The sequence below is a fragment of the Nocardia stercoris genome, assembly GCF_003696265.1.
Taxonomy (GTDB): Bacteria; Actinomycetota; Actinomycetes; order Mycobacteriales; family Mycobacteriaceae; genus Nocardia; species Nocardia stercoris.
Window position 1 is genome coordinate 1 of record NZ_RFFH01000013.1, and the last position, 20,433, is coordinate 20,433.

The window sequence follows — 20,433 nt, forward strand, 5'->3', positions numbered from 1 at the left end:
ACAGCTGAACCAACTACCGGAGACCTCGCCTACATGCCAACGTGGACAGCAACTTTCGCTGAACATGCTGATGGGTTGGCACCGCACAGCGGTGCCAACCCATCATTCACTTCGAAACACTGCCTAGACCCCGGCCGCGGACTCCACCGGACCTGACGCGCCGCTACCGCGGCACCGCGCACTACGGTGGGGACATGTCTCTCGACAACAGCGTGTCCCCGTCCAGTACCGGCGCCGCGACCGATACGCCGCCGATCGCCAAGCGGGTGCCGACCGAACGCACGCATCACGGCGACACCTTCGTCGACCAGTACGAATGGTTGCGGGACAAGCAGAATCCCGAGGTCATCGCCTATCTGGAAGCGGAGAACGCGTACACCGAGGCCCGCACCGCCGGCCAAGCACCGTTGCGCGAGCGGATCTACGACGAGATCAAGGCCCGCAACAAGGAGACCGACCTGACGCTCCCCAGCCGGATGGGGGACTGGTGGTACTACCACCGGCAGTACGAGGGCAAGCAGCACCACGTCCACTGCCGGTGCCCGATCAGCACCGACCACCGTCGCGACGACCTCGCGGCGTGGGCGCCGCCGCGGCTGGACGCCGACGAACCGGTCGCCGGGGAACAGGTGCTGCTCGACAGCAACGAACTCGCGGAAGGGCACGACTACTTCGCGCTCGGCGCCTTCTCGGTCAGCCACGACGGCACCATGCTGGCCTACTCGTACGATACGGCCGGGGACGAGCGCTACGAGCTGCGCTTCAAGAATCTGACCACCGGTGAGGTGCTGCCCGATGTGATCCCGGGTGTGGCACCGGGTGCCACCTGGTCGCTGGACGGCGAGTACGTCTTCTATCAGACCTTCGACGACGCCTGGCGGGCCGACAAGGTGTGGCGGCACCGGCTCGGCACCGGCCGGGACGCGGACGTCCTGGTGTTCCACGAGACCGACGAGCGCTTCTCGGTGGGGATCGGCGCCACCCGTTCCGAGCGCTATCTGATGATCTGGCTGTCGTCCAAGATCACCACCGAGGGGTGGATCCTGGAGTCCGACAACCCGACCGGAGAGTTCCGGGTGTTGCTGCCGCGGCGCGAGGGCGTGGACTATTCCGCCGAGCACGCGGTCATCGGCGGGGTCGACAAGCTGCTGATCCTGCACAACGATGTCGTGCCCGGTCCGGACGGCACCCCGGTGAAGGCGGTGAATTCCGTGCTCGCCGAGGCCCCGATCGACGATCCGGCGGCCATGACCATCCTCATCGACCACGACCCGCAGGTCCGGTTGGAGGACATCGAAGCGTTCGACTCCTATCTGGTGCTGTCGTACCGGCGGGAGGCCCTGCCGCGGGTCGCGGTGTGGCCGTTGACCGAGACCGGCTACGGCGAGCGGACCGAACTCGATTTCGGCCTCGAACTGTTCGCGGCCGGGGTGAGCGCCAACCCGGAGTGGGACCAGCCGACGCTGCGGATCGTGGTGACCTCGTTCATCACGCCCTACCGGGTCTACGACTACGTCCCGGCCACCGGCGAACTGCTGCTGCGTAAGGAACAGGAGGTGCTCGGCGGCTACGACCCCGGCGAATACGAACAGCACCGGGAGTGGGCGCAGGCCGTGGACGGCACACGGATCCCGATCTCGGTGGTACGGCGCAAGGGAATTCCCGCCGGGCCGCGCCCGCTGCTGCTGTACGGGTACGGCTCCTACGAGGCGTCCATCGATCCGGGTTTCTCGCTGTCGCGGCTGTCGCTGCTGGACCGGGGCATGGTGTTCGCGGTGGCGCACGTGCGCGGCGGCGGTGAACTGGGCCGGGCCTGGTACGACAACGGCAAGACGCTGACCAAGAAGAACACCTTCACCGATTTCGTGGCGTGCGCCCGGCACCTGGTCGACACCGAGGTGACCGAGCCGGACCTGATGATCGCCGACGGCGGCAGTGCGGGCGGGCTGCTCATGGGCGCGGTCGCCAACCTGGCACCCGAGCTGTTCAAGGGCATCCTGACCAGCGTGCCGTTCGTGGATCCGCTGACCTCGATCCTGGATCCGTCGCTGCCGCTGACCGTCACCGAATGGGACGAGTGGGGCAACCCGCTCGAAGACCCGGAGGTGTACGCGTACATGAAGTCGTACTCCCCGTACGAGAACGTGGCGGCCGTCGACTATCCGGCGATCCTCGCCACCACCGGCCTCAACGACACCCGGGTGTACTACGTGGAACCGGCCAAGTGGATCGCCGCACTGCGCCTCACCGGGACCGGCCCGACGCCGCCGCTGCTGAAGGTCGACATGACCTCCGGGCACGGCGGGCCGAGCGGGCGGTACGAGCAGTGGAAGGAGATCGCGTTCGAGTACGCGTGGGTGCTCGACACCGTGGGTCTGGGTGACGCTCCGCTGCTGACGACTCCCGCGGCCTGACTCGCGACCGCGGCGGATCGGTTCGGGGGTGGCCGGATCGGTTCGCGGTCGCGGTCGTAGTCGTGGTCGTGGGTTCGGTTCGGGGTGGCTGGATCGGTTCGCGGTCGCGGTAGCGGTCGTGGGTTCGGTTCGTGGTCGTGGATCGGTTCGGTTCCCGCTCGCCGGATCTGATCGGATCGGGTCGCGGTCGCGGGATCTGTTCAGTTCGCGGTCGTCCGATCGGTCGGCTTCGGGTCGTCCGGTTCGCGGCCGCTCCACCGGGTCGGCCGCGCCGTCGTGCGTTCGGCCGTCGATCATGGCTGTTCATAGCGGCGTTCTATGGGAGGCGAACAATTCGCCGCGGCGTCATCCGCTGAGCACTCCGGCGACACCTCGCGCACCGACAGTTGAGTGATCAGCAAGTACCGCGTGGGCTGATCGGGTGCGGCGTACCTCGCAACACCCGGGCTCATGCTCTGCGAGGAAGACGAGCCGCACCATGAACGCACACGTGATCGTGTCGGTTTCCGGTATCCGGGACACGACCCGGGACGCGGCCGGATCTTTCGCCGCCGAAATGGACCGGCGCGGGGTGCCGCTGTCGCTGCTGGTGGCGCCCCGGCTCAAGGGCAAGTACCGGCTCGCCGCCGACCCGAGCACCCAGCAGTGGCTGCGGGAGCGGCGCGACGGCGGCGACTCGATCGTGTTGCACGGCTACGACCAGGCCGCGACCCGTTCACGCCGTTCGGAATTCGCGGCGCTGCCCAAACACGAGGCGCGGCTGCGGCTGATGGCCGCCGACCGGGTGATGGAGAAGGTCGGGCTGCGCACCCGGCTGTTCGCGGCGCCGCGCTGGAACGTCTCCGAGGGCGCGATGGCGGCCCTGCCGGATGTGGGTTTCCGGCTGGCCCTGACGCTGACCGGCATCGTCGACCTGGAGCGGGATGCGGTACAGCGGGCCTGGGTGCACGGCATCGGTGAGGGTTTCCGCGCGGAGCCCTGGTGGTGCACGGCACTGGTCATGACCGCGGCCCGCACCGTGCGCCGCGGCGGGACCCTGCGGCTGGCCGTGTCCGCGGCGCAGTTGGAGCGGCCCGGCCCGCGTCAGGCTGTGCTGGACGCGGTCGATCTGGCGCTGTTCCACAACGCCACCCCGGATGTGTACCGCTGGGAGCCGGCGGCCCGGCGGGCGGCTGCGGCATGATCGCGAAAGATGCTCGGCTGCAGGCAGATTGCGTAAGCGTTCGCCCGTAGGCGGATCGCGGCGAGAGATCGCCGCAGGGGCGCGGAAGTACCGCGGTCGTGGTATTCACCGTCGGCCGCGGCCGGTCGGGGGCGACATCACGGTGTGCTGGGTAGACTCGGGCGGCATGACGGGTGCTGGGGTCGAGCAATTGCGGTCGCGGGTGAAAGCACTGATGCCGCAAGCGGAGTCGGATCTCCGGACGCTGGTGGCGATGCGCTCGGTCGCCGACCCGCGCCAGTTCCCGCCGCAGGAGTGCCGGGCCGCCGCACAGTGGACCGCCGACGCCTTCGCCGCGGTCGGGCTGACCGACGCCGCGCTGTACGACACCGCCGACGGCAGTGCCGCCGTGGTCTGCCGGTATCCGGCGCCGGCCGGTGCGCCCACCGTCCTGCTCTACTGCCACTACGACGTGCAGCCGCCGCTGGACGAGGCCGCCTGGACGAGTCCGGTCTGGGCGCTGACCGAACGCGACGGCCGCTGGTACGGGCGGGGCGCGGCCGACTGCAAGGGCAATCTCGTCATGCACCTGACGGCGCTGCGCGCGCTGCGGGAAAGTTTGGGCGGCAATCCGTTTCCGGTCGGGATCACGCTGGTCGCCGAAGGGGCCGAGGAGATCGGCGGCGGCGGACTGGAGCAGCTGGTGCGCGACCGCCCGGACCTACTGCGCGCCGACACGGTCATCATCGGCGACGCGGGCAACTTCGCGCTCGGCGTGCCGACCCTGACCGAAACCCTCAGGGGCGCGGCCAATCTCGTCGTGACCGTCGAAACACTGCGCAGCGCACAGCATTCCGGCTCCTACGGTGGTGCCGCGCCGGACGCGCTGACCGCCCTCATCCAGTTGCTGTCCACCCTGCACGACGAGCACGGCAACACCACGATCGACGGCATGCCCGCCGACCAGCGCTGGACCGGCGTGCAGTATCCGCAGGAGCAGTTCCGTGCCGACGCCGAGGTGCTGGACGGTGTGAGTCTGATCGGCGGCGGCACGATCGCCGATCAGATCTGGGCCCGGCCCGCGGTGATCGTGATCGGGATCGACGCGCCCCCGGTGATCGGATCGGCGAATGCCCTGCAGCCCAGCGCCCGTGCCCGGCTCAATCTGCGGGTACCTCCCGGGCAGGACACCGGCGAGGCGGTACGTGCCCTCGTCGAGCACCTGCACGCGCACGTCCCGTGGCAGGCGAAACTCACCGTGGAACCCGAACCCGGTGCGGGCGAACCGTTCCGGTCACGCTCGGGCGGGCCGGCGCGAGCCGCCCTGGAACACGCGCTGCGCGAGTCCTACGGCCGCGCGGTGACCACGGCAGGCCAGGGCGGTTCCATCCCGCTGTGCACGGTGCTGGCCGACACCTACCCCGAGGCCGAGATCATGCTGATCGGCGTCGAGGAACCCGGTTGCCTGATCCACGCCCCCAACGAGAGCGTGGACCCGTCCGAGATCGAGCACCTCGCTTTGGCCGAGGCCCTGTTCCTGGCGAACCTCCACGCCTGAGCCGCATCGAGGTTCAGTCAGCGGGCCGAGGCGCTCAGAACTCCCGCGTGTCCTCGGGCTCGATCACCCGGAATTCCGTGTCCGGCGGACCCATTTCGGCGAACCGCCCGAAGTAGACGCCCTGCGCCTCGGGGGCGACGATGCCGAAGTGGATCGGCAGGGCAGCCCGGGGCGCGACCGCGCGCAGATAGTCGACCGCCTCGCTGATCTTCATCCACGGCGCCGCGGCCGGCAACGCCAGTACCCCGACCCGGGTCGACGGCACCCACAGCGAGTCGCCCGGGTGCACGAACTGCGCGGGATCGTCGGGTGTGCCCAGCTGGAAGACGGTGTTGTCGATCACCGGGATCTCGGGGTGGATGACGGCGTGCCGGCCGCCGCCACCGGTGATCTGCACGCTGCCGACATTGAGCACCTCACCGGCCCGCACCGGTTCCCAGCGGCCGGCCTGCTGCTGGGCGGTCTGCGGATCCGACAGCAGCCGGGCCTGCGGATTCGCCTCGACCAGCGCCTCGATCCGGTTGGGGTCGAGATGATCGGGATGCTGATGGGTGACCGCGATCACATCGACATCGGTGATGCCCTCGAATCCGTGCGAGAAGGTACCCGGGTCGAACAGCACCTTCGTACCGTCGAACTCCACCAGAACGCACGAGTGACCGAAATGGGTGATGCGCATGGGGTCCACGGTAGCCGGGTGAGCTTCGAAACGGGTGCTGCACGCGACAGCCGCACACCACCGGAAACCGTGTCGGCGCGCGCCACCGCCCGCCGCATCGCGCGCGGTGCTACCCGAGCCGGTGCACCCCGGGCGGTACGACTAATCTGTCCAGGTAATCCACCCGATTTTCAAGGAGCAACGCGTGGCACGAGTCGTGGTCGAGGTGATGCCGAAGGCCGAGATCCTGGATCCGCAGGGTCAGGCGATTGTCGGTGCGCTCGGGCGCCTGGGCTTCCCCGGCGTCTCGGATGTGCGGCAGGGCAAGCGGTTCGAGCTCGAGCTGGACGGCAGCGTCACCGACGCCGAGCTCGAGACGATCGCCGAGTCGCTGCTGGCCAACACGGTCATCGAGGACTGGAAGGTGGTGCGGGTGTCGTGAGCGCGCGGATCGGTGTCATCACCTTTCCCGGCACGCTCGACGACGTCGACGCCGCCCGGGCCGTGCGCCTGTCCGGCGCCGAGGCCGTCAGCCTGTGGCACGCCGACGCCGACCTGAAGGGTGTGGACGCGGTCGTGGTCCCCGGCGGGTTCTCCTACGGCGACTACCTGCGGGCCGGCGCCATCGCCCGGTTCGCGCCCGTGATGGGCAAGGTCGTCGAGGCCGCCGGTAAGGGCATGCCCGTGCTGGGCATCTGCAACGGCTTCCAGGTGCTGTGCGAGGCCGGCCTGCTGCCGGGCGCGCTGACCCGCAACGAGGGCCTGCACTTCATCTGCCGCGACGAGTGGCTGCAGGTCGAGCGCACCGACACGGTGTGGACCTCCCGCTTCGAGCCGGGTGCGCAGATCCTGATCCCGGTCAAGAACGCCGAGGGCCGCTACCAGGCGTCCCAGCAGGTGCTCGACGAGTTGGAGGGCGAGGGCCGCGTGGTGTTCCGTTACGCGGACAACCCGAACGGTTCGCAGCGCGACATCGCGGGCATCTCCTCGGCCGACGGCCGCATCGTCGGCCTGATGCCGCACCCGGAGCACGCCACCGAGGCGCTGACCGGCCCGAGCGACGACGGTCTGGGCCTGTTCCTGTCCGTCCTGGACGCGCTGGTCTCCGCCTGACCGGCTGATTCTCTGTGCCGACGGTCCCGTCGGGCGGTGCACCCGCCCGGCGGGACCGTTTCGCTTTCGCCACCTCTCATCCGAGCCGTCACTGTGACGGCTTTCACGTCCGGCCGTGGTTCGCGTTACGGGCCGTCGCGGGCCCGCGCGCCCGGACCGAACGGGCTCCTTACCCGTTCGGTCGATGAGAATTATTGCGCCGCTGATGTTTTCGAAGAGCCGGTAAAATTCCGGGTAGGACGCGACGACAAGTTTGCGGCCGCGGTACCGCTCGCGTGGAAGTACAGGATGTCGATCACATCTTTTCGACACTCGAGGTGGACCTACATTCCGGTACCCTCTTGACGTTCGAGCGAAAAATTGACGGGCGGAAAAAGATGTCGACCATTGCAAGCGGGCTTTCGACGCTTCATGGAGCCCTGCGTGCTGCGGAACGCAGTTGGCTGCGTCACCTGGACGCGGCCCTGGGTACCAGGCAACTGTCGGCTGACCAATGGGCGATGCTGTCCAACCTGTCCACCGAGTCCGGTGTGACGATGAGTGTCCTGGCCTCGAAGTCGCAGCTGCCGCCGTCGTCGGCGACCAGGCACGCCGACGCACTGGCCGAGCGTGGCCTGATCTTCCGGATCGCGGCCGAGGACGACCGGCGCCGCATCCTGATCGGTCTCACCAAGCGCGGCGCGGAACTGGTCGAGTCGGTGCAAGCCGACGAGCAGCAGTTCGAGGAGAGCCTGCGCAAGCGGATCGGCGCGCGCAGTCACGCCGAACTGTTGCGGTTGCTGGAACTGGTCGCCGAAGGTCCCGTCACCGATTGAGTTTGCGAATACCGGCGAATGATTCTTCGCCGGTTGCAAGCAAAATTATTGTGCGACCGGAATATTCGCATTCGGTAGTGGGTACTCCAGCGGTTCCGCCGCGCGCGTGCGGCGCTGGCTAGGATCCGGGTATGCCGGTATCCACTTCCGCGACGGCGTCCGGGCTGTGCGCCTTCATCGACGCCGCACCCTCGCCGTTCCATGTCTGCCGTACCGTCGCCACCGAACTCCAGGCGCGCGGTTTCACCGAGCTGGCCGAGTCGCGGCCCTGGCCCGCGGCGCGCGGCCGGCACTACGTGATCCGCGGCGGCTCGCTGGTGGCGTGGGCGGATGCCGACGACGCCGAGGTCACCGGCCCGTTCCGGGTGCTCGGCGCCCACACCGACAGCCCGAACCTGCGGGTCAAACAGCATCCGGACCTCGCGGTCGCGGGCTGGCAGCTGGTCGGGCTGGAACCCTACGGCGGCGCCTGGCTCAATTCCTGGCTCGACCGCGAGCTGGGGGTGTCGGGCCGGCTCAGCGTGCACGACGGCGGAACGGTCACCGAGCACCTGGTCCGCATCGACGAACCGCTGCTGCGCGTGCCGCAGCTGGCTATCCACCTGTCCGAGGACCGCAAGGGCGTCTCCCTGGACCCGCAGCGGCATGTGAACGCCGTATGGGGTGTGGGCGGGGAACCGCAGTCGTTCCTGGCGTACGTGGCCGAGCACGCGGACGTCGATCCGGACGCCGTGCTGGGCTGGGAGCTCATGACCCACGACCTGGCCCCGAGTCGCCTGGTCGGGCGGGAGCTGGATCTGGTCAGCGCGCCCCGGCTCGACAACCAGGGCACCTGCTACGCCGGCCTGCACGCCTTCCTGGCCGCGCTCGATCAGCCGGGCAACCCGACGCCGGTGCTGGCCATGTTCGATCACGAGGAGGTCGGCAGCCAGTCCGATCGCGGTGCCCAGTCCGGGCTGCTGACCGCCGTTCTGGAACGGATCGTGCTGGCCCGCGGCGGCGACCGCGCCGACTATCTCGCGGCGCTGGCCGGTTCGCTGGTGGCGTCCGGCGACATGGCGCACGCCACCCACCCCAACTACCCGGACCGGCACGAACCCGCGCACCGGATCGAGATCAACGGCGGCCCGGTGCTCAAGGTCAACCAGAACCTGCGCTACGCCACCGACGCGACCGGCGCCGGGGCGTTCGCCCTCGCCTGCGCGCAGGCCGGTGTCCCCATGCAGCGGTACGTGCACCGCGCGGACCTGCCGTGCGGATCCACCATCGGCCCGATGACCGCCGCGCGCACCGGCATCTCGACTGTGGACGTCGGCGCACCGCAGCTGGCCATGCACTCCGCCCGCGAATTGATGGGCGCCGCCGACGTGCGCTCCTACGCGGCGGCGCTGGCCGCGTTCCTGACCCCCGCGACCGCGGGCCGGTAGCCGCTCAGGGCGGTCAGCGGCCGGAGGCGGCAGCGGAGCGTGACCACGCAGGCCGCCCGCCCTGGGCCTGATGTGACAGCGCCGCCAGGACCACGATCGCGAACGTGACCAGCACATAGCTGCTGCCCACCAGCTGCTCCCACAGCGACCAGCCGGCCTCCCGGTTGCGGCTGTGCGGCAGCAGCCAGTGGGGTCCGATCGCGAACAGCACGGTGAGCGAGCCGACACCGGCGGTGAGCCCGCGCGCGGGCAGTCCGGCGGTCCGGCGGCGTGCGATCAGGTCGACGCCCACCAGTAGTGCGGGACCCACCCACACCCAGTGGTGCGACCACGACACCGGCGATACCAACAGCACCGCGGCCGCGTTCACCAGCAGCGCCGCCACGGTCTGCTGCCGCTCGAGCAGGCGCATCATCCACACCGCAGCCAGGGCCACGGTGGCCAGCGACAGCGCCGCCCAGATCAGGGTCGCCGTCGAATCCGAGGTGCCGAGCCGGAACGCGAAACCCTTCAGCGACTGGTTCCCCGCGAAGGACGGCGGGCCGATCCGGTCGGTGTCCCACAGGGTGTGGAACCAGTAGCTCGACGAATCCTTCGGAAACAGCAGGAAACCCAGCCCGATCGCGCCGGCCGCGGACACCACGAGCGTCGCGGCCGCCTTCCAGTCCTTGCGCAGCAGGAAGTACAGCAGGTATCCGGCCGGGATCAGCTTCACCGACACCGCGATCCCGATCAGCATGCCGCGCGGCCAGAACGGCTTGCGGACCAGCGCGTCCAGGGTGATCGCGGCCAGCAGGACCAGGTTGATCTGGCCGAAGTTGAAGGTCTGGCGGACCGGTTCCAGCAGGTCGATCAGGGCCATCAGGGCGACGATGAGCGCCAGCCGGGCGCGCGGATCCAGCTCCGGCCGCAGCCTGTCCGACACCACCCAGAGCGTCACGCCCAGCGCGGCGAGCGAGCTGAGCAGTACCACCGTCTCGGCGGCCGCCAGATGCATCAGCGCGAGCGGGGCGAAGAACAACGCGGCCAGCGGGGGATAGGTGAACGGCAGCCCGAGCCCGTACACCTGCGGCATCGGGCCGTACAGATCGCCGCCGTCCAGCCACACTCGGGCGCCGTTGCGGTAGACCTGTAGATCGATGTAACCGTGCCACTGTTTCGCGGCCACCGACACGATCGCCGACAACAGGAACAGGACCGCCGCCGTGGTGAGCGGACGCCGTCGCCACACCGCGCCCGGACCGGATTCGGCAGCAACGATGCTGGTCGGCGAGATCTCGTCCGGATCCGCGACCCGGGATCGGTTGTTCACAGCGCCAGCGTATCCGCTGCGACCGGCGCTCTCCGGCGGTGGCGGCCCGCACGGTCGTGGGTCACATGTGCGGGGGTCACGGTTCCGGCCGGGTATTTGCCACAGATTAGACTCACGGACGTATATCGCCGCTTCCCAGCACCAGGGCTCGTTTGCTCTCCCATGCCCGGCCGAAAGGAATCCTGGTACTCACCGTGACCGTCCACGTCGATACCGTCACCGCCGCCGCAGCCACGCCCGATGCTCCCCAGCCCTATCGTGAGCTGGGCCTCAAGGACGACGAGTACGCCCGTATCCGGGAGATCCTCGGTCGCCGCCCCACCGACGCCGAGCTGGCGATGTATTCGGTGATGTGGAGCGAACACTGCTCCTACAAGTCTTCCAAGGTGCACCTGCGCTATTTCGGCCAGACCACCACCGACGCCATGAAGGCGTCGATGCTGGCCGGGATCGGCGAGAACGCCGGTGTCGTCGACATCGGCGACGGCTGGGCGGTCACCTTCAAGGTGGAGAGCCACAACCACCCGTCCTATGTGGAGCCGTACCAGGGTGCGGCGACCGGTGTCGGTGGCATCGTGCGCGACATCATGGCGATGGGTGCGCGGCCGATCGCGGTCATGGACCAGCTGCGTTTCGGTGCGGCCGACCATCCCGACACCCGGCGCCTGGTGGACGGCATCGTGCGCGGTGTCGGCGGCTACGGCAATTCGCTGGGTCTGCCGAATGTCGGTGGTGAGACCGTGTTCGACGCCTCCTATCAGGGCAACCCGCTGGTCAACGCGCTGTGCGCGGGTGTGATGCGGGTCGAGGACCTGCACCTGGCGTTCGCGTCCGGCACCGGCAACAAGATCATCCTGTTCGGTGCGCGCACCGGCCTCGACGGCATCGGCGGCGTGTCCGTGCTGGCCTCGGACACCTTCGCCGGGGACGAGTCCGGCGCCGGCCGCAAGAAGCTGCCGGCCGTGCAGGTCGGTGACCCGTTCGCGGAGAAGGTGCTCATCGAGTGCTGTCTCGAGCTGTACCACGCGGGGCTGGTCGTGGGCATCCAGGACCTCGGCGGTGCCGGACTGTCCTGTGCCACTTCGGAACTCGCGGCGGCCGGCGACGGCGGCATGCACATCGACCTGGATCGGGTGCCGCTGCGCGCCGCGGGCATGACCGCGGCCGAGATCCTGTCCAGCGAGTCGCAGGAGCGCATGTGCGCGGTTGTCACCCCCGAGAACGTGGACGCCTTCATGGCCGTCTGCAAGAAGTGGGACGTGCTGGCCTCGGTCATCGGTGAGGTCACCGACGGTGAGCGCCTGGTCATCACCTGGCGCGGCGAGACCGTGGTGGACGTGCCGCCGCGCACCGTCGCCCACGAGGGCCCGGTCTACGAGCGGCCCGTCGAGCGGCCCGCCGACCAGGACGCGCTGAACCTGGCCACCACCGACTCGCTGCCCCGGCCCAAGACCGGTGACGAGCTGCGCGCCACCCTGTTCCAGATGCTGGCCAGCCCGCAGCTGTGCAGCCGCCGCTGGATCACCGAACAGTACGACCGCTACGTGCGCGGCAACACCGTGCTCGCCGAGCACGCCGACGCCGGTGTGGTCCGCATCGACGAGGAGTCCGGTCGCGGTATCGCGCTGGCCACCGACGCGTCCGGCCGCTACACCCGTCTCGACCCGTACACGGGCGCGCAGCTGGCGCTGGCCGAGGCGTTCCGCAACGTGGCCACCACCGGCGCCACCCCGAAGGCCGTCACCAACTGCCTGAACTTCGGTTCCCCGGAGGACCCGGGCGTGATGTGGCAGTTCCAGCAGGCCGTGCGCGGCCTCGCGGACGGCTGTGTGGCCCTGGGCATTCCGGTCACCGGCGGTAACGTCAGCTTCTACAACCAGACCGGGCAGACCGCGATCCTGCCGACCCCGGTGGTGGGTGTGCTCGGCGTGATCGACGACGTGCACCGCCGCATCCCGACCGGTTTCGGTACCGAGCCGGGCGAGACGCTGATCCTGCTGGGCGAGACGCACGACGAGTTCGGTGGCTCGATCTGGGCGCAGGTCGCGCACGACCACCTCGGTGGCCTGCCGCCCAAGGTCGACTTCGCCCGCGAGCAGCTGATCGCCGACGTGCTGTCCATCGGTTCCCGCGACGGCATGATCAGCGCCGCGCACGACATCTCCGAGGGCGGCCTGATCCAGACCGTCGTCGAGGCCGCGCTGGCCGGGGAAACCGGTGTGCGCCTGGTCCTTCCGGAGGACGCCGACCCGTTCGTGGCGTTGTTCTCCGAGTCCGCCGGTCGGGTGCTGGTGGCGGTCCCGCGCAACGAGGAGATCCGCTTCACCCAGATGCTCTCGGCCCGTGAGCTCCCGTGGACGCGCATCGGCGTGGTCGACGAGGGTTCGGACGAACTCGAAGTGCAGGGCCAGTTCTCGGTCGCGCTGACCGACCTGCGCGACACCTTCGAGGGCACCCTGCCGAAGCTGTTCGGCAACGCGGAGCACTGATTCGGCGGAGCACTGATTCGATCGAGCGTTCGCCCCTGGCGCCGGAAGGTGGCCGGGGGCGAATCTCGTTGTGTGGCGGGCGCGTTCGATACCTCACACGCCCGGAACCCGGAACGGATCGTGCTCGGCCATCAGCTTCTCCATCCGCGCCTCGTCGATCCGGTGGGTGACCCGGCTCGACTCGTGTTGGTCGCGAACCACTTTGGCGAGGGTGAAGGTACTGCTCACCAGGAACAACAGCGTGATGATCAGGAACCCGCGTTGCCAGATGTCCAGTGGCAGGTAGGCGACCCCGAAAACGGATGCGGCGAAACTGATTCCGAACGCGATCGCGGCCTGCGCCAGGAACGCGCCGGAACTCTTGGGCTGTGCGGCTGCGGTACTCATGGGAAAAGTGTCCGCTGCCAGCGTCTTTCGCACCCGAGTGGAATTACTCGAGTGCACTGCGTAGTTCCGGAGCCGGCGGCCGAACAGCCGCATCGGGTCGCAGCGCCCGGCCGAGCGAACGACCGCGGCCGCACCGCACCCGCCGGCCGTTTCGTAGGCTCGAATCGTGGCAGCACGTGGAGCGGTCGATCCCGCACAGGTACGAGCAGCGGTGACGGCCATCGGGGACTGGCTGCGGGACGCGGATCAGCCCGCCCCGGCGCGCGCCGAGCTGGCGGCCGCGGTGCGCGGTACGGCCCGCACGCTCGCCGCCAATGCGCCCGGGCACTCGGTCGAGGTCCGGGTCCCGCCCTTCGTCGCGGTCCAGTGCATCGAGGGCCCCCGGCACACTCGCGGCACCCCGCCGAATGTGGTGGAGACCGACCCCCGCACCTGGCTGCTGCTGGCGACCGGGCTGCTGTCCTATTCCGACGCCGTCGACTCCGGCGCGCTCACCGTCTCCGGTTTGCGCGCCGCCGACCTCGTCCATTGGCTTCCGCTGCTGCGGTTGTGAGCGGTGGTGGCCCGCCCAGCCGGATCGAGCGTGTGACGAACCCCTCCGGCCGCTGAGGTGGACGTATGACCATGAATGCGCCGCTGAGCTCGTGAGTTCGCCCACAGATACAGCAAACGCCGGGGTAACGGGGTACATCCGGAGGGTGTGTCGGGTACGACTACCCGTAGAATGATCGTTGCCCCCCGCCCGCCGAACTGGGAGCAAACGGTGACGCACGCTGATCTACCGGTTGACCGCTCTACCCCGCCCTCCGCATCCGCTCAGGACGCCCCCGAGAACGAGCCACGCGAAGAATGCGGTGTGTTCGGAGTCTGGGCGCCCGGTGAGGACGTGGCCAAACTGACCTACTACGGGCTGTACGCGCTACAGCATCGCGGGCAGGAAGCCGCGGGTATCGCCGTGGCCGACGGCCAGCAGGTCCTCGTCTTCAAGGATCTGGGTCTGGTCAGTCAGGTCTTCGACGAACAGACCCTTGCCGCCATGCCCGGGCACATCGCGATCGGGCACTGCCGCTACTCCACTACCGGTGGGGTGACCTGGGAGAACGCGCAGCCGATCTTCCGGACCACCAGCGTCGGCACCGGCCTGGCTCTGGGCCACAACGGCAACCTGGTCAACACCGCCGAGCTCGCCGCCCGTGCCCGCGACCTGCGTCTGGTCAACGGCCGCAACGATGTCGCCGCCACCTCGGACTCCGATGTCATCACCGCGCTGCTGGCCCACGCCGCCGCGGACAAGAGCATCGAGCAGGCCGCCATGGAACTGCTGCCCACCCTGCGTGGCGCGTTCTGCCTCACCTTCATGGACGAGCACACCCTCTACGCCGCCCGCGACCCGCAGGGCGTGCGCCCGCTGTGTCTGGGCCGGCTGGACCGCGGCTGGGTCGTCGCCAGCGAGACCGCCGCGCTCGACATCGTCGGTGCCGCGTTCGTGCGGGAGATCGAGCCCGGTGAGCTGCTGGCCATCGACGCCAACGGCGTGCGGTCCTCCCGCTTCGCCCACCAGGAACCCAAGGGCTGCGTCTTCGAGTACGTGTACCTGGCTCGCCCCGACTCCACCATCGCGGGCCGTTCCGTGCACGCCACCCGGGTCGAGATCGGCCGCCGCCTGGCCGCCGAGCACCCGGTCGAGGGCGACCTGGTGATTCCGGTGCCGGAATCCGGTACGCCCGCGGCCGTCGGTTACGCGCAGGGCTCCGGCGTTCCCTACGGCCAGGGCCTGATGAAGAACGCCTACGTGGGCCGCACCTTCATCCAGCCGAGTCAGACCATCCGCCAGCTCGGTATCCGGCTCAAGCTCAACCCGCTGCGCGACGTGATCCGGGGCAAGCGCCTGATCGTGGTCGACGACTCCATCGTGCGCGGCAACACCCAGCGCGCCCTGATCCGCATGCTGCGGGAGGCGGGCGCCCTGGAGATCCACGTCCGGATCGCGTCCCCGCCGGTCAAGTGGCCCTGCTTCTACGGCATCGACTTCGCGTCCCGCGCGGAGCTGATCGCCAACGGCGCGGGCCCGGCCGACGCGGCCGATTCCATGGAGGAGATGGTCGAGATGGTCCGCCGCTCGATCGGCGCCGACTCGCTCGGCTACATCTCGCTCGACGGCATGATCGGCGCGACCGAGCAGCCGGCCTCGCGGCTGTGCTGTGCGTGTTTCGACGGCAATTACCCGATCCCGCTGCCGGAGGAGGAGGCCATCGGCAAGAACCTGCTGGAGGGCATCCTCACCGGCAAGTCCGAGACGGAGTTGTTGAGCGACAACGCGAACGCGAGCGCGCTCAGCCGCCCCTGACCCGGATGCCGGCGGCCTCACCGCCGCCGGCGCCCCCTCTCCGATGCCCCGATCGGCAGTCGCGCGGTCCAGGGGACTTGAACCGCGCTGCAGTCCTGTTATCCGATTCGGGTAGCGTGAGCAGGCATCTATCCGCCCGATTCGGTTTGGAGCTTTCCCCGACAATGACTGAGCAGACCCCGAGTGGTGCCGGTGTGACCGACAGCGACAGCCAGGTCGCCGCCCCCGGCCGAGCGTCCTACGCCGCCGCCGGCGTGAGCATCGAAGCCGGTGACCGCGCGGTGGAACTGTTCGCGCCACTGGCCAAGAAGGCCGGCCGGCCCGAGGTGCAGGGCGGGCTCGGCGGTTTCGCCGGTCTGTTCGCGCTGAAGGGCGGTTACCGCGAGCCGCTGCTGGCCGCCTCCACCGACGGCGTCGGCACCAAGATCGCGGTCGCGCAGGCGATGGACAAGCACGACACGGTCGGCCTGGACCTGGTCGCCATGGTCGTCGACGACCTGGTGGTCTGTGGCGCCGAGCCGCTGTTCCTGCAGGACTACATCGCAGTCGGCAAGGTCGTGCCCGAGCGCGTCGCCGAGATCGTGGGCGGCATCGCCGACGGCTGTGTCCAGGCCGGTTGCGCGCTGCTCGGTGGCGAGACCGCCGAGCACCCGGGCCTGATGGGCGCCGACGACTACGACCTGTCCGCGACCGGTGTCGGCGTGGTCGAGGCCGACGCGGTGCTGGGCCCGGACCGGGTGCGCCCCGGTGACGTGGTCATCGCCATGGGTTCGTCGGGTCTGCACTCCAACGGCTACAGCCTGGCCCGCCACGTGCTGCTCGACATCGACCGGATGTCGCTGACCGGCCACGTCGAGGAGTTCGGCCGCACCCTGGGCGAGGAACTGCTCGAGCCCACCAAGATCTACGCCAAGGACTGCCTGGCCCTGGTCGCCGAGACCGACGTGCGGACCTTCTCCCACGTCACCGGCGGCGGGCTCGCGGCCAACCTGGCGCGCGTGCTGCCCACCGGCCTCGTCGCCGAGCTGGACCGTGGCACCTGGAACCCGGCGCCGGTGTTCAAGCTGATCGCGCAGCGCGGCCGGGTCGAGCGGGCCGAGATGGAGAAGACGTTCAACATGGGCGTCGGCATGGTCGCGATCGTCGCGCCCGAGGACGCCGACCGGGCGCTGGCGGTGCTGACCGCCCGCCACATCAATTGCTGGACACTGGGAACCGTCAAGAAGGCCAAGGACGCCGACGCCGACCGTGTCGTGCTGCTGGGTGACCACCCGCGGTTCTGACCCGCGCACAGCCGAATTGCTGATGCCCCGATCGAAATGATCGGGGCATCAGCATTTTCGGATATCGGATCGCGGCTGGAATTCGAATCCGGGCCCGGTCGTCATCTACCCGGGAACGACGTTTTGAGGGGAAGGCCTCAGGCCTTCCCCTCGAGAGCATCCGATATGACAGAGTCAGCCGCGCCAGTCGTCGTCATAGTCGTCGTCGCTCCAGCGCGGCAGCGAGTCTTTCGCGTCCTGCTCATCGGACATCACACGGCCGCCGAACGGCGATTCGTGCGCTGGTCCCGACAGCTCGCGCTGAAGGCTCGCGAAGTCGGTCGGCGTCGAGCTGTACTTCAGCTCGCGCGCAACCTTGGTCTGCTTTGCCTTAGCCCGGCCACGGCCCATGGCTGACCCCCTCGCGTCACTGCGGGGCGGCCTGGGGTGGTTGGCGGCCCCGTTCGAATTAAACTCTTCCTGACAGACACTTTAGCGTGTGTCCGGCCGTCTTGCTTCCGCGAGTGTCGATTGACTCCGCAACCGCGACTGTTTGCCGGGACTTCGCCCGAAAGTCAGCCGGGGGCCAGGGCGCCCGGGATCGTCCGGATCACGCCCACCCGGCCGCCGCCGCCGAGCACCGGCTGGGCCGCCAATTCGGCGTGCGCATCGGTCCACTCGACCCCCATCCGCTGCAGAATCGCCTGCGTCAAGGGCATCCGCGCACGGTCGTGGCCGTCGTCGATCTTGTACGCGAAGGCGCGTCCGTCGGGCAGCGCACCGGCGTGGACACCGTCCGCGCCGATCTTGCACAGCAGTCCGGGGGTCGTGGACATGGTGAGCAGATCGGGTCCGTCCGTGCCGGAAATCACTCGCGGATGCGCGCGGATCGCGTCGGCGACCCGGCGTTCGGGCGTCCCCGGCTCAGCCGTGACCAGCCGGGCGTAGGCGCGGGCCAGATTCACCAGCGCCACCGGCACGATCGGCAGTCCGCAGCCGTCGATGCCCAGCTCGGTCTCCGGCTCCCCGGTCAGATCGGCCACGGTCGCGGTGACCGCCTGCTGCAGCGGATGCGCCGGATCCAGGTAGTCCGTGAGCGGCCAGCCGTTGATCACGCAGGTCGCGAGCATGGCGGCGTGCTTGCCGGAACAGTTCATGTAGATCCGCCGGGACGCGCTTGCCCGGTCGTGGCCGGCCAGCACCTCGGCGCGCGCCCGCTCGTCGAACGGTAGATCCGGCGGGCAGCCCAGCTGGTCCTCGTCGAAGCCGTAACGGTCGAGCAGGCGGCGGACCAGCGCGATCTGGTCGGGTTCGCCGAAATGCGAGGCGGTGGCGATGGCCAGTTCGGCGTCGTCGACCGGGTCGAAACCGTGCCGCAGCAGGGTGACCGCCTGCAGCGGCTTGTTGGTCGAGCGCGGGAAGATCGGCAGATGCACTGTGCCGAGGGCCAATTCGGGCTCGCCGCCGGCGCCCAGAATCACCACCGACCCGCGGTGCACGCACTCGCGCACCCCGGACCGCACCACCTCGACCAGTTCCACACTCACAGCCGCACCTCGCCGCTCGGCTCGGTCCCGCGCCGCCGGGTTCGCTCGCGCACCGTGGCGACCTCGGTGCCCGGCACTCGCCCGGTTCGCTCACGCACCAGCGCACCCCCTCGAATCCGTGTCACGCTTCCACCTCGCCGGCGCTCACTCGGGCCCGGCGCTTCGCATGGCGCTCGATCTGCATGCGCACGTCGTCGGAGATCGTCGGCTCGGTCGCGGCCAGCAGCTGCAGCCGGTCGGGGTCGGTGCCGGTGAACAGATCGCGGACCGTGACCCCGTGCGCCGGGCGATGGTCGACGACCACCGAATCGCCCGCCCCGATCGAACCCTCGACCAGGACACGCAGGTAGGCGCCGGTATCGGCCTGCTGGGTGAACCGCTTGACCCAGTACTGCTCACCGGCGTGGAACTGGAACGTCGCGCACGGGACGCGCGGCGCGCTCACCTCCAGCACGGTGTCGCCGACGACCCAGCGTTCCCCGATCACGGCGTCGCTGACGGGAAGCCCGCTGATCCGGAGGTTCTCCCCGAACCAGCCCGCGGGCAGTTCCCGGTTCAGCCGGGCACCCCAGCTCGCGGCGTCCTCGTCGGCGTAGGCGTACACGGCCTGGTGGACGCCGCCGTGATCGACGGTGTTGCAGACGTAGTCGCCGGCCAGGCCGAGCGGCCCGACCGGGATCCGGCCCGGCCGCGGCCGCTTGTCGATCGCGGTCCGGCCCACCTTGCCTACGGTGGGCGGCAGCTCGAGTTCGGCGTGGACCACGCAGACCGCGAGGACCCGCCCGACGGTCGCGGTCATCGCCCGCGCAACCGGTCGACGGCGGCCCGACCGGCCTGCGGCTCGTCGTCGGCCGGGACCGACGCCGGATCGATGGCCGCGGCCATGGGCCCGGCTTCCAGCTGGGTGTCGGCGGGGATCGTCCGTTTGATCAATGCCAGTGCGATCGGGCCCAATTCGAAGTGGTCGATCACGGTGCCGAGCCGGCCGACCGCGCGGCCGCCGGCGGTGACCGGGTCGCCGGTGGCCGGGCGGGAGTCGGCGGAGCCGTCGAGGTGCAGCAAGACCAGGTGGCGCGGCGGCTTCCCGAGGTTGTGCACCCGGGCGACGGTCTCCTGGCCGCGGTAGCAACCCTTGTTCAGGTGTACCGCGCCGTGCGCGCCGATATCGCCGATCCAGCGGGCTTCCTGCGGAATGGTCCGGTCGTCGGTGTCGATGCCGATCCGGGGCCGCAGCGCCGCCACCCGCAGCGCCTCGAACGCCCACAGCCCGGCCGGGCGGGCGCCGGCGGCGGTGCCGCGCTCCCACCACCGGGCGAGTTCGGCGCGGGGGACGATCAGATCGAAGGAGTCGGCGGTGGGCCACGGCATGCGGCGCACGAACCCGTTCGTGCCCGGCAGCGGCACGGCCTCGTAGACATCGGGGACGGTGTCGACGCCGAGGGCGGACAGGACGGCGGCGGCCTTCGGGCCGATCAGGGTGAGCACCGCGAAGTCCGGGGCGGCTTCGGGTTTCGCGTCGGCCCAGAACACCATCTTGCGCAGGAAGTCGAGGAGTCCGGGGCCGCGCTCGGCCTCGGTGTCGATCCAGGTGGTGCCGGCGAGGTCGGTGAGGACGAAGTGGTTGAGCACCCGCCCGTTGAGGTCGAGGTCGAGGTTCTCGGCGGAGCGGCCGTCGCCGAGTTCGGCGATGTGCTGGCTGGAGATGGTGTGCAGCCAGGTCAGCCGTTCGGCGCCGGTGATCGTGAGGACGAACCGATGCGAGCGGTCGATGATCGCCGCGTCCTGCGCCGCGGCGCGCTGTTCGACGAAGGGATCCCCGTAATGCCAGGCCACGGCCGCGTCCGGGCCTTCCGGCACACCGGCGACGGCCCCCGGAACGGCTAGCAGCGGGCTGGGCACAAGATCCACGGGCACGCCTCCACTGTAGGCAACACCGCCCGCT

General features: G+C 69.7%; 19 protein-coding genes. 11 read left to right on the plus strand and 8 right to left on the minus strand.

Translation table 11 applies throughout. The annotated features are described in order from the left end of the window. Positions 1-194: 194 nt before the first annotated feature. The 3 genes from EBN03_RS24550 to EBN03_RS24560 all read left to right on the plus strand — a co-directional run bounded on the left by EBN03_RS24550 (position 195) and on the right by EBN03_RS24560 (position 5,134). Complete coding sequence (locus EBN03_RS24550; protein ID WP_122190497.1) at positions 195-2,414, plus strand: S9 family peptidase; 2,220 nt, start codon at positions 195-197, stop codon at positions 2,412-2,414. A gap of 478 nt (positions 2,415-2,892) precedes the next feature. Next, positions 2,893-3,597, plus strand: coding sequence for a DUF2334 domain-containing protein (locus EBN03_RS24555; RefSeq protein ID WP_122190498.1), 705 nt, complete (start codon positions 2,893-2,895; stop codon positions 3,595-3,597). A 166-nt stretch (positions 3,598-3,763) separates the two neighbouring features. Then, positions 3,764-5,134: a dipeptidase gene (locus EBN03_RS24560; protein ID WP_122190499.1), complete on the plus strand. Its 1,371-nt coding sequence runs from the start codon at positions 3,764-3,766 to the stop codon at positions 5,132-5,134. A 34-nt stretch (positions 5,135-5,168) separates the two neighbouring features. Here the strand turns inward: EBN03_RS24560 and EBN03_RS24565 are convergent, their stop codons facing one another. After that, the gene (locus tag EBN03_RS24565) at positions 5,169-5,813 is read right to left on the minus strand and encodes an MBL fold metallo-hydrolase (RefSeq protein ID WP_122190500.1); all 645 of its coding nucleotides are present in this window, start codon (positions 5,811-5,813) and stop codon (positions 5,169-5,171) included. Positions 5,814-5,997: 184 nt separating this feature from the next. On the opposite strand from EBN03_RS24565, the gene purS reads away from it, so the two are divergent. The 4 genes from purS (at position 5,998) to EBN03_RS24585 (ending at position 9,147) form a co-directional block, all read left to right on the plus strand. After that, positions 5,998-6,234 carry a phosphoribosylformylglycinamidine synthase subunit PurS gene (gene purS, locus EBN03_RS24570; protein ID WP_122190501.1) on the plus strand — a complete coding sequence of 79 codons (237 nt, stop codon included), beginning with the start codon at positions 5,998-6,000 and terminating at the stop codon, positions 6,232-6,234. After that, the gene (gene purQ / locus EBN03_RS24575; protein WP_122190502.1) at positions 6,231-6,905 is read left to right on the plus strand and encodes a phosphoribosylformylglycinamidine synthase subunit PurQ; all 675 of its coding nucleotides are present in this window, start codon (positions 6,231-6,233) and stop codon (positions 6,903-6,905) included. The genes purS and purQ overlap by 4 nt, the downstream gene beginning before the upstream one ends. A 377-nt stretch (positions 6,906-7,282) precedes the next feature. After that, positions 7,283-7,720, plus strand: coding sequence for a MarR family winged helix-turn-helix transcriptional regulator (locus EBN03_RS24580; protein WP_122190503.1), 438 nt, complete (start codon positions 7,283-7,285; stop codon positions 7,718-7,720). 131 nt (positions 7,721-7,851) lie between these two features. Next, complete coding sequence (locus EBN03_RS24585) at positions 7,852-9,147, plus strand: M18 family aminopeptidase (protein WP_122190504.1); 1,296 nt, start codon at positions 7,852-7,854, stop codon at positions 9,145-9,147. A 13-nt stretch (positions 9,148-9,160) separates the two neighbouring features. Here the strand turns inward: EBN03_RS24585 and EBN03_RS24590 are convergent, their stop codons facing one another. Next, complete coding sequence (locus EBN03_RS24590) at positions 9,161-10,459, minus strand: glycosyltransferase 87 family protein (RefSeq protein ID WP_233608605.1); 1,299 nt, start codon at positions 10,457-10,459, stop codon at positions 9,161-9,163. 194 nt (positions 10,460-10,653) lie between these two features. Between EBN03_RS24590 and purL the strand changes: the two genes are divergently transcribed. Beyond that, positions 10,654-12,948, plus strand: a complete 2,295-nt coding sequence (gene purL / locus EBN03_RS24595; RefSeq protein ID WP_122190505.1) for a phosphoribosylformylglycinamidine synthase subunit PurL — start codon at positions 10,654-10,656, stop codon at positions 12,946-12,948. Between the two features lie 93 nt (positions 12,949-13,041). On the opposite strand, the gene EBN03_RS24600 is transcribed toward purL, so the two are convergent. Beyond that, complete coding sequence (locus EBN03_RS24600; protein ID WP_122190620.1) at positions 13,042-13,335, minus strand: YiaA/YiaB family inner membrane protein; 294 nt, start codon at positions 13,333-13,335, stop codon at positions 13,042-13,044. 166 nt (positions 13,336-13,501) lie between these two features. Between EBN03_RS24600 and EBN03_RS24605 the strand changes: the two genes are divergently transcribed. The 3 genes from EBN03_RS24605 to purM all read left to right on the plus strand — a co-directional run bounded on the left by EBN03_RS24605 (position 13,502) and on the right by purM (position 16,965). Continuing rightward, on the plus strand, positions 13,502-13,888 hold the full coding sequence (locus EBN03_RS24605) for a sterol carrier family protein (protein WP_122190506.1): 387 nt from the start codon (positions 13,502-13,504) through the stop codon (positions 13,886-13,888). Positions 13,889-14,098: 210 nt separating this feature from the next. Beyond that, positions 14,099-15,682 (plus strand): amidophosphoribosyltransferase, encoded by a 1,584-nt coding sequence (gene purF / locus EBN03_RS24610; protein WP_233608606.1) that lies wholly within the window; start codon positions 14,099-14,101, stop codon positions 15,680-15,682. A gap of 164 nt (positions 15,683-15,846) precedes the next feature. Then, a complete protein-coding gene (purM, locus tag EBN03_RS24615; protein WP_233608607.1) occupies positions 15,847-16,965 on the plus strand; it encodes a phosphoribosylformylglycinamidine cyclo-ligase in 1,119 nt (372 codons plus the stop codon). Positions 16,966-17,139: 174 nt separating this feature from the next. On the opposite strand, the gene EBN03_RS24620 is transcribed toward purM, so the two are convergent. The 5 genes from EBN03_RS24620 to ygfZ all read right to left on the minus strand — a co-directional run bounded on the left by EBN03_RS24620 (position 17,140) and on the right by ygfZ (position 20,399). Beyond that, entirely contained in the window at positions 17,140-17,355 is a 216-nt protein-coding gene (locus EBN03_RS24620) for a DUF3073 domain-containing protein (RefSeq protein WP_122190508.1), read from the minus strand. 164 nt (positions 17,356-17,519) lie between these two features. Further along, positions 17,520-18,491 carry an asparaginase gene (locus EBN03_RS24625; protein WP_122190509.1) on the minus strand — a complete coding sequence of 324 codons (972 nt, stop codon included), beginning with the start codon at positions 18,489-18,491 and terminating at the stop codon, positions 17,520-17,522. After that, positions 18,488-18,616, minus strand: coding sequence for a hypothetical protein (locus tag EBN03_RS35610; RefSeq protein WP_267899308.1), 129 nt, complete (start codon positions 18,614-18,616; stop codon positions 18,488-18,490). Before EBN03_RS35610 ends, EBN03_RS24625 begins: the two co-directional genes overlap by 4 nt. Then, positions 18,613-19,290 carry an MOSC domain-containing protein gene (locus EBN03_RS24630; protein WP_122190510.1) on the minus strand — a complete coding sequence of 226 codons (678 nt, stop codon included), beginning with the start codon at positions 19,288-19,290 and terminating at the stop codon, positions 18,613-18,615. The genes EBN03_RS35610 and EBN03_RS24630 overlap by 4 nt, the downstream gene beginning before the upstream one ends. Continuing rightward, positions 19,287-20,399, minus strand: coding sequence for a CAF17-like 4Fe-4S cluster assembly/insertion protein YgfZ (ygfZ, locus tag EBN03_RS24635; RefSeq protein WP_407671235.1), 1,113 nt, complete (start codon positions 20,397-20,399; stop codon positions 19,287-19,289). Before ygfZ ends, EBN03_RS24630 begins: the two co-directional genes overlap by 4 nt. Positions 20,400-20,433 lie beyond the last annotated feature (34 nt).

Coding starts and splice junctions, on each gene's coding strand:
- EBN03_RS24585 (WP_122190504.1), top strand. CDS start 7,852: ATGCCGGTATCCACTTCCGCGACGGCGTCCGGGCTGTGCGCCTTCATC.
- EBN03_RS24600 (WP_122190620.1), bottom strand. CDS start 13,335: ATGAGTACCGCAGCCGCACAGCCCAAGAGTTCCGGCGCGTTCCTGGCG.
- EBN03_RS24620 (WP_122190508.1), bottom strand. CDS start 17,355: ATGGGCCGTGGCCGGGCTAAGGCAAAGCAGACCAAGGTTGCGCGCGAG.
- EBN03_RS24580 (WP_122190503.1), top strand. CDS start 7,283: ATGTCGACCATTGCAAGCGGGCTTTCGACGCTTCATGGAGCCCTGCGT.
- EBN03_RS24630 (WP_122190510.1), bottom strand. CDS start 19,290: ATGACCGCGACCGTCGGGCGGGTCCTCGCGGTCTGCGTGGTCCACGCC.
- EBN03_RS24555 (WP_122190498.1), top strand. CDS start 2,893: ATGAACGCACACGTGATCGTGTCGGTTTCCGGTATCCGGGACACGACC.
- purM (WP_233608607.1), top strand. CDS start 15,847: ATGACTGAGCAGACCCCGAGTGGTGCCGGTGTGACCGACAGCGACAGC.
- EBN03_RS24560 (WP_122190499.1), top strand. CDS start 3,764: ATGACGGGTGCTGGGGTCGAGCAATTGCGGTCGCGGGTGAAAGCACTG.
- EBN03_RS24550 (WP_122190497.1), top strand. CDS start 195: ATGTCTCTCGACAACAGCGTGTCCCCGTCCAGTACCGGCGCCGCGACC.
- EBN03_RS24565 (WP_122190500.1), bottom strand. CDS start 5,813: ATGCGCATCACCCATTTCGGTCACTCGTGCGTTCTGGTGGAGTTCGAC.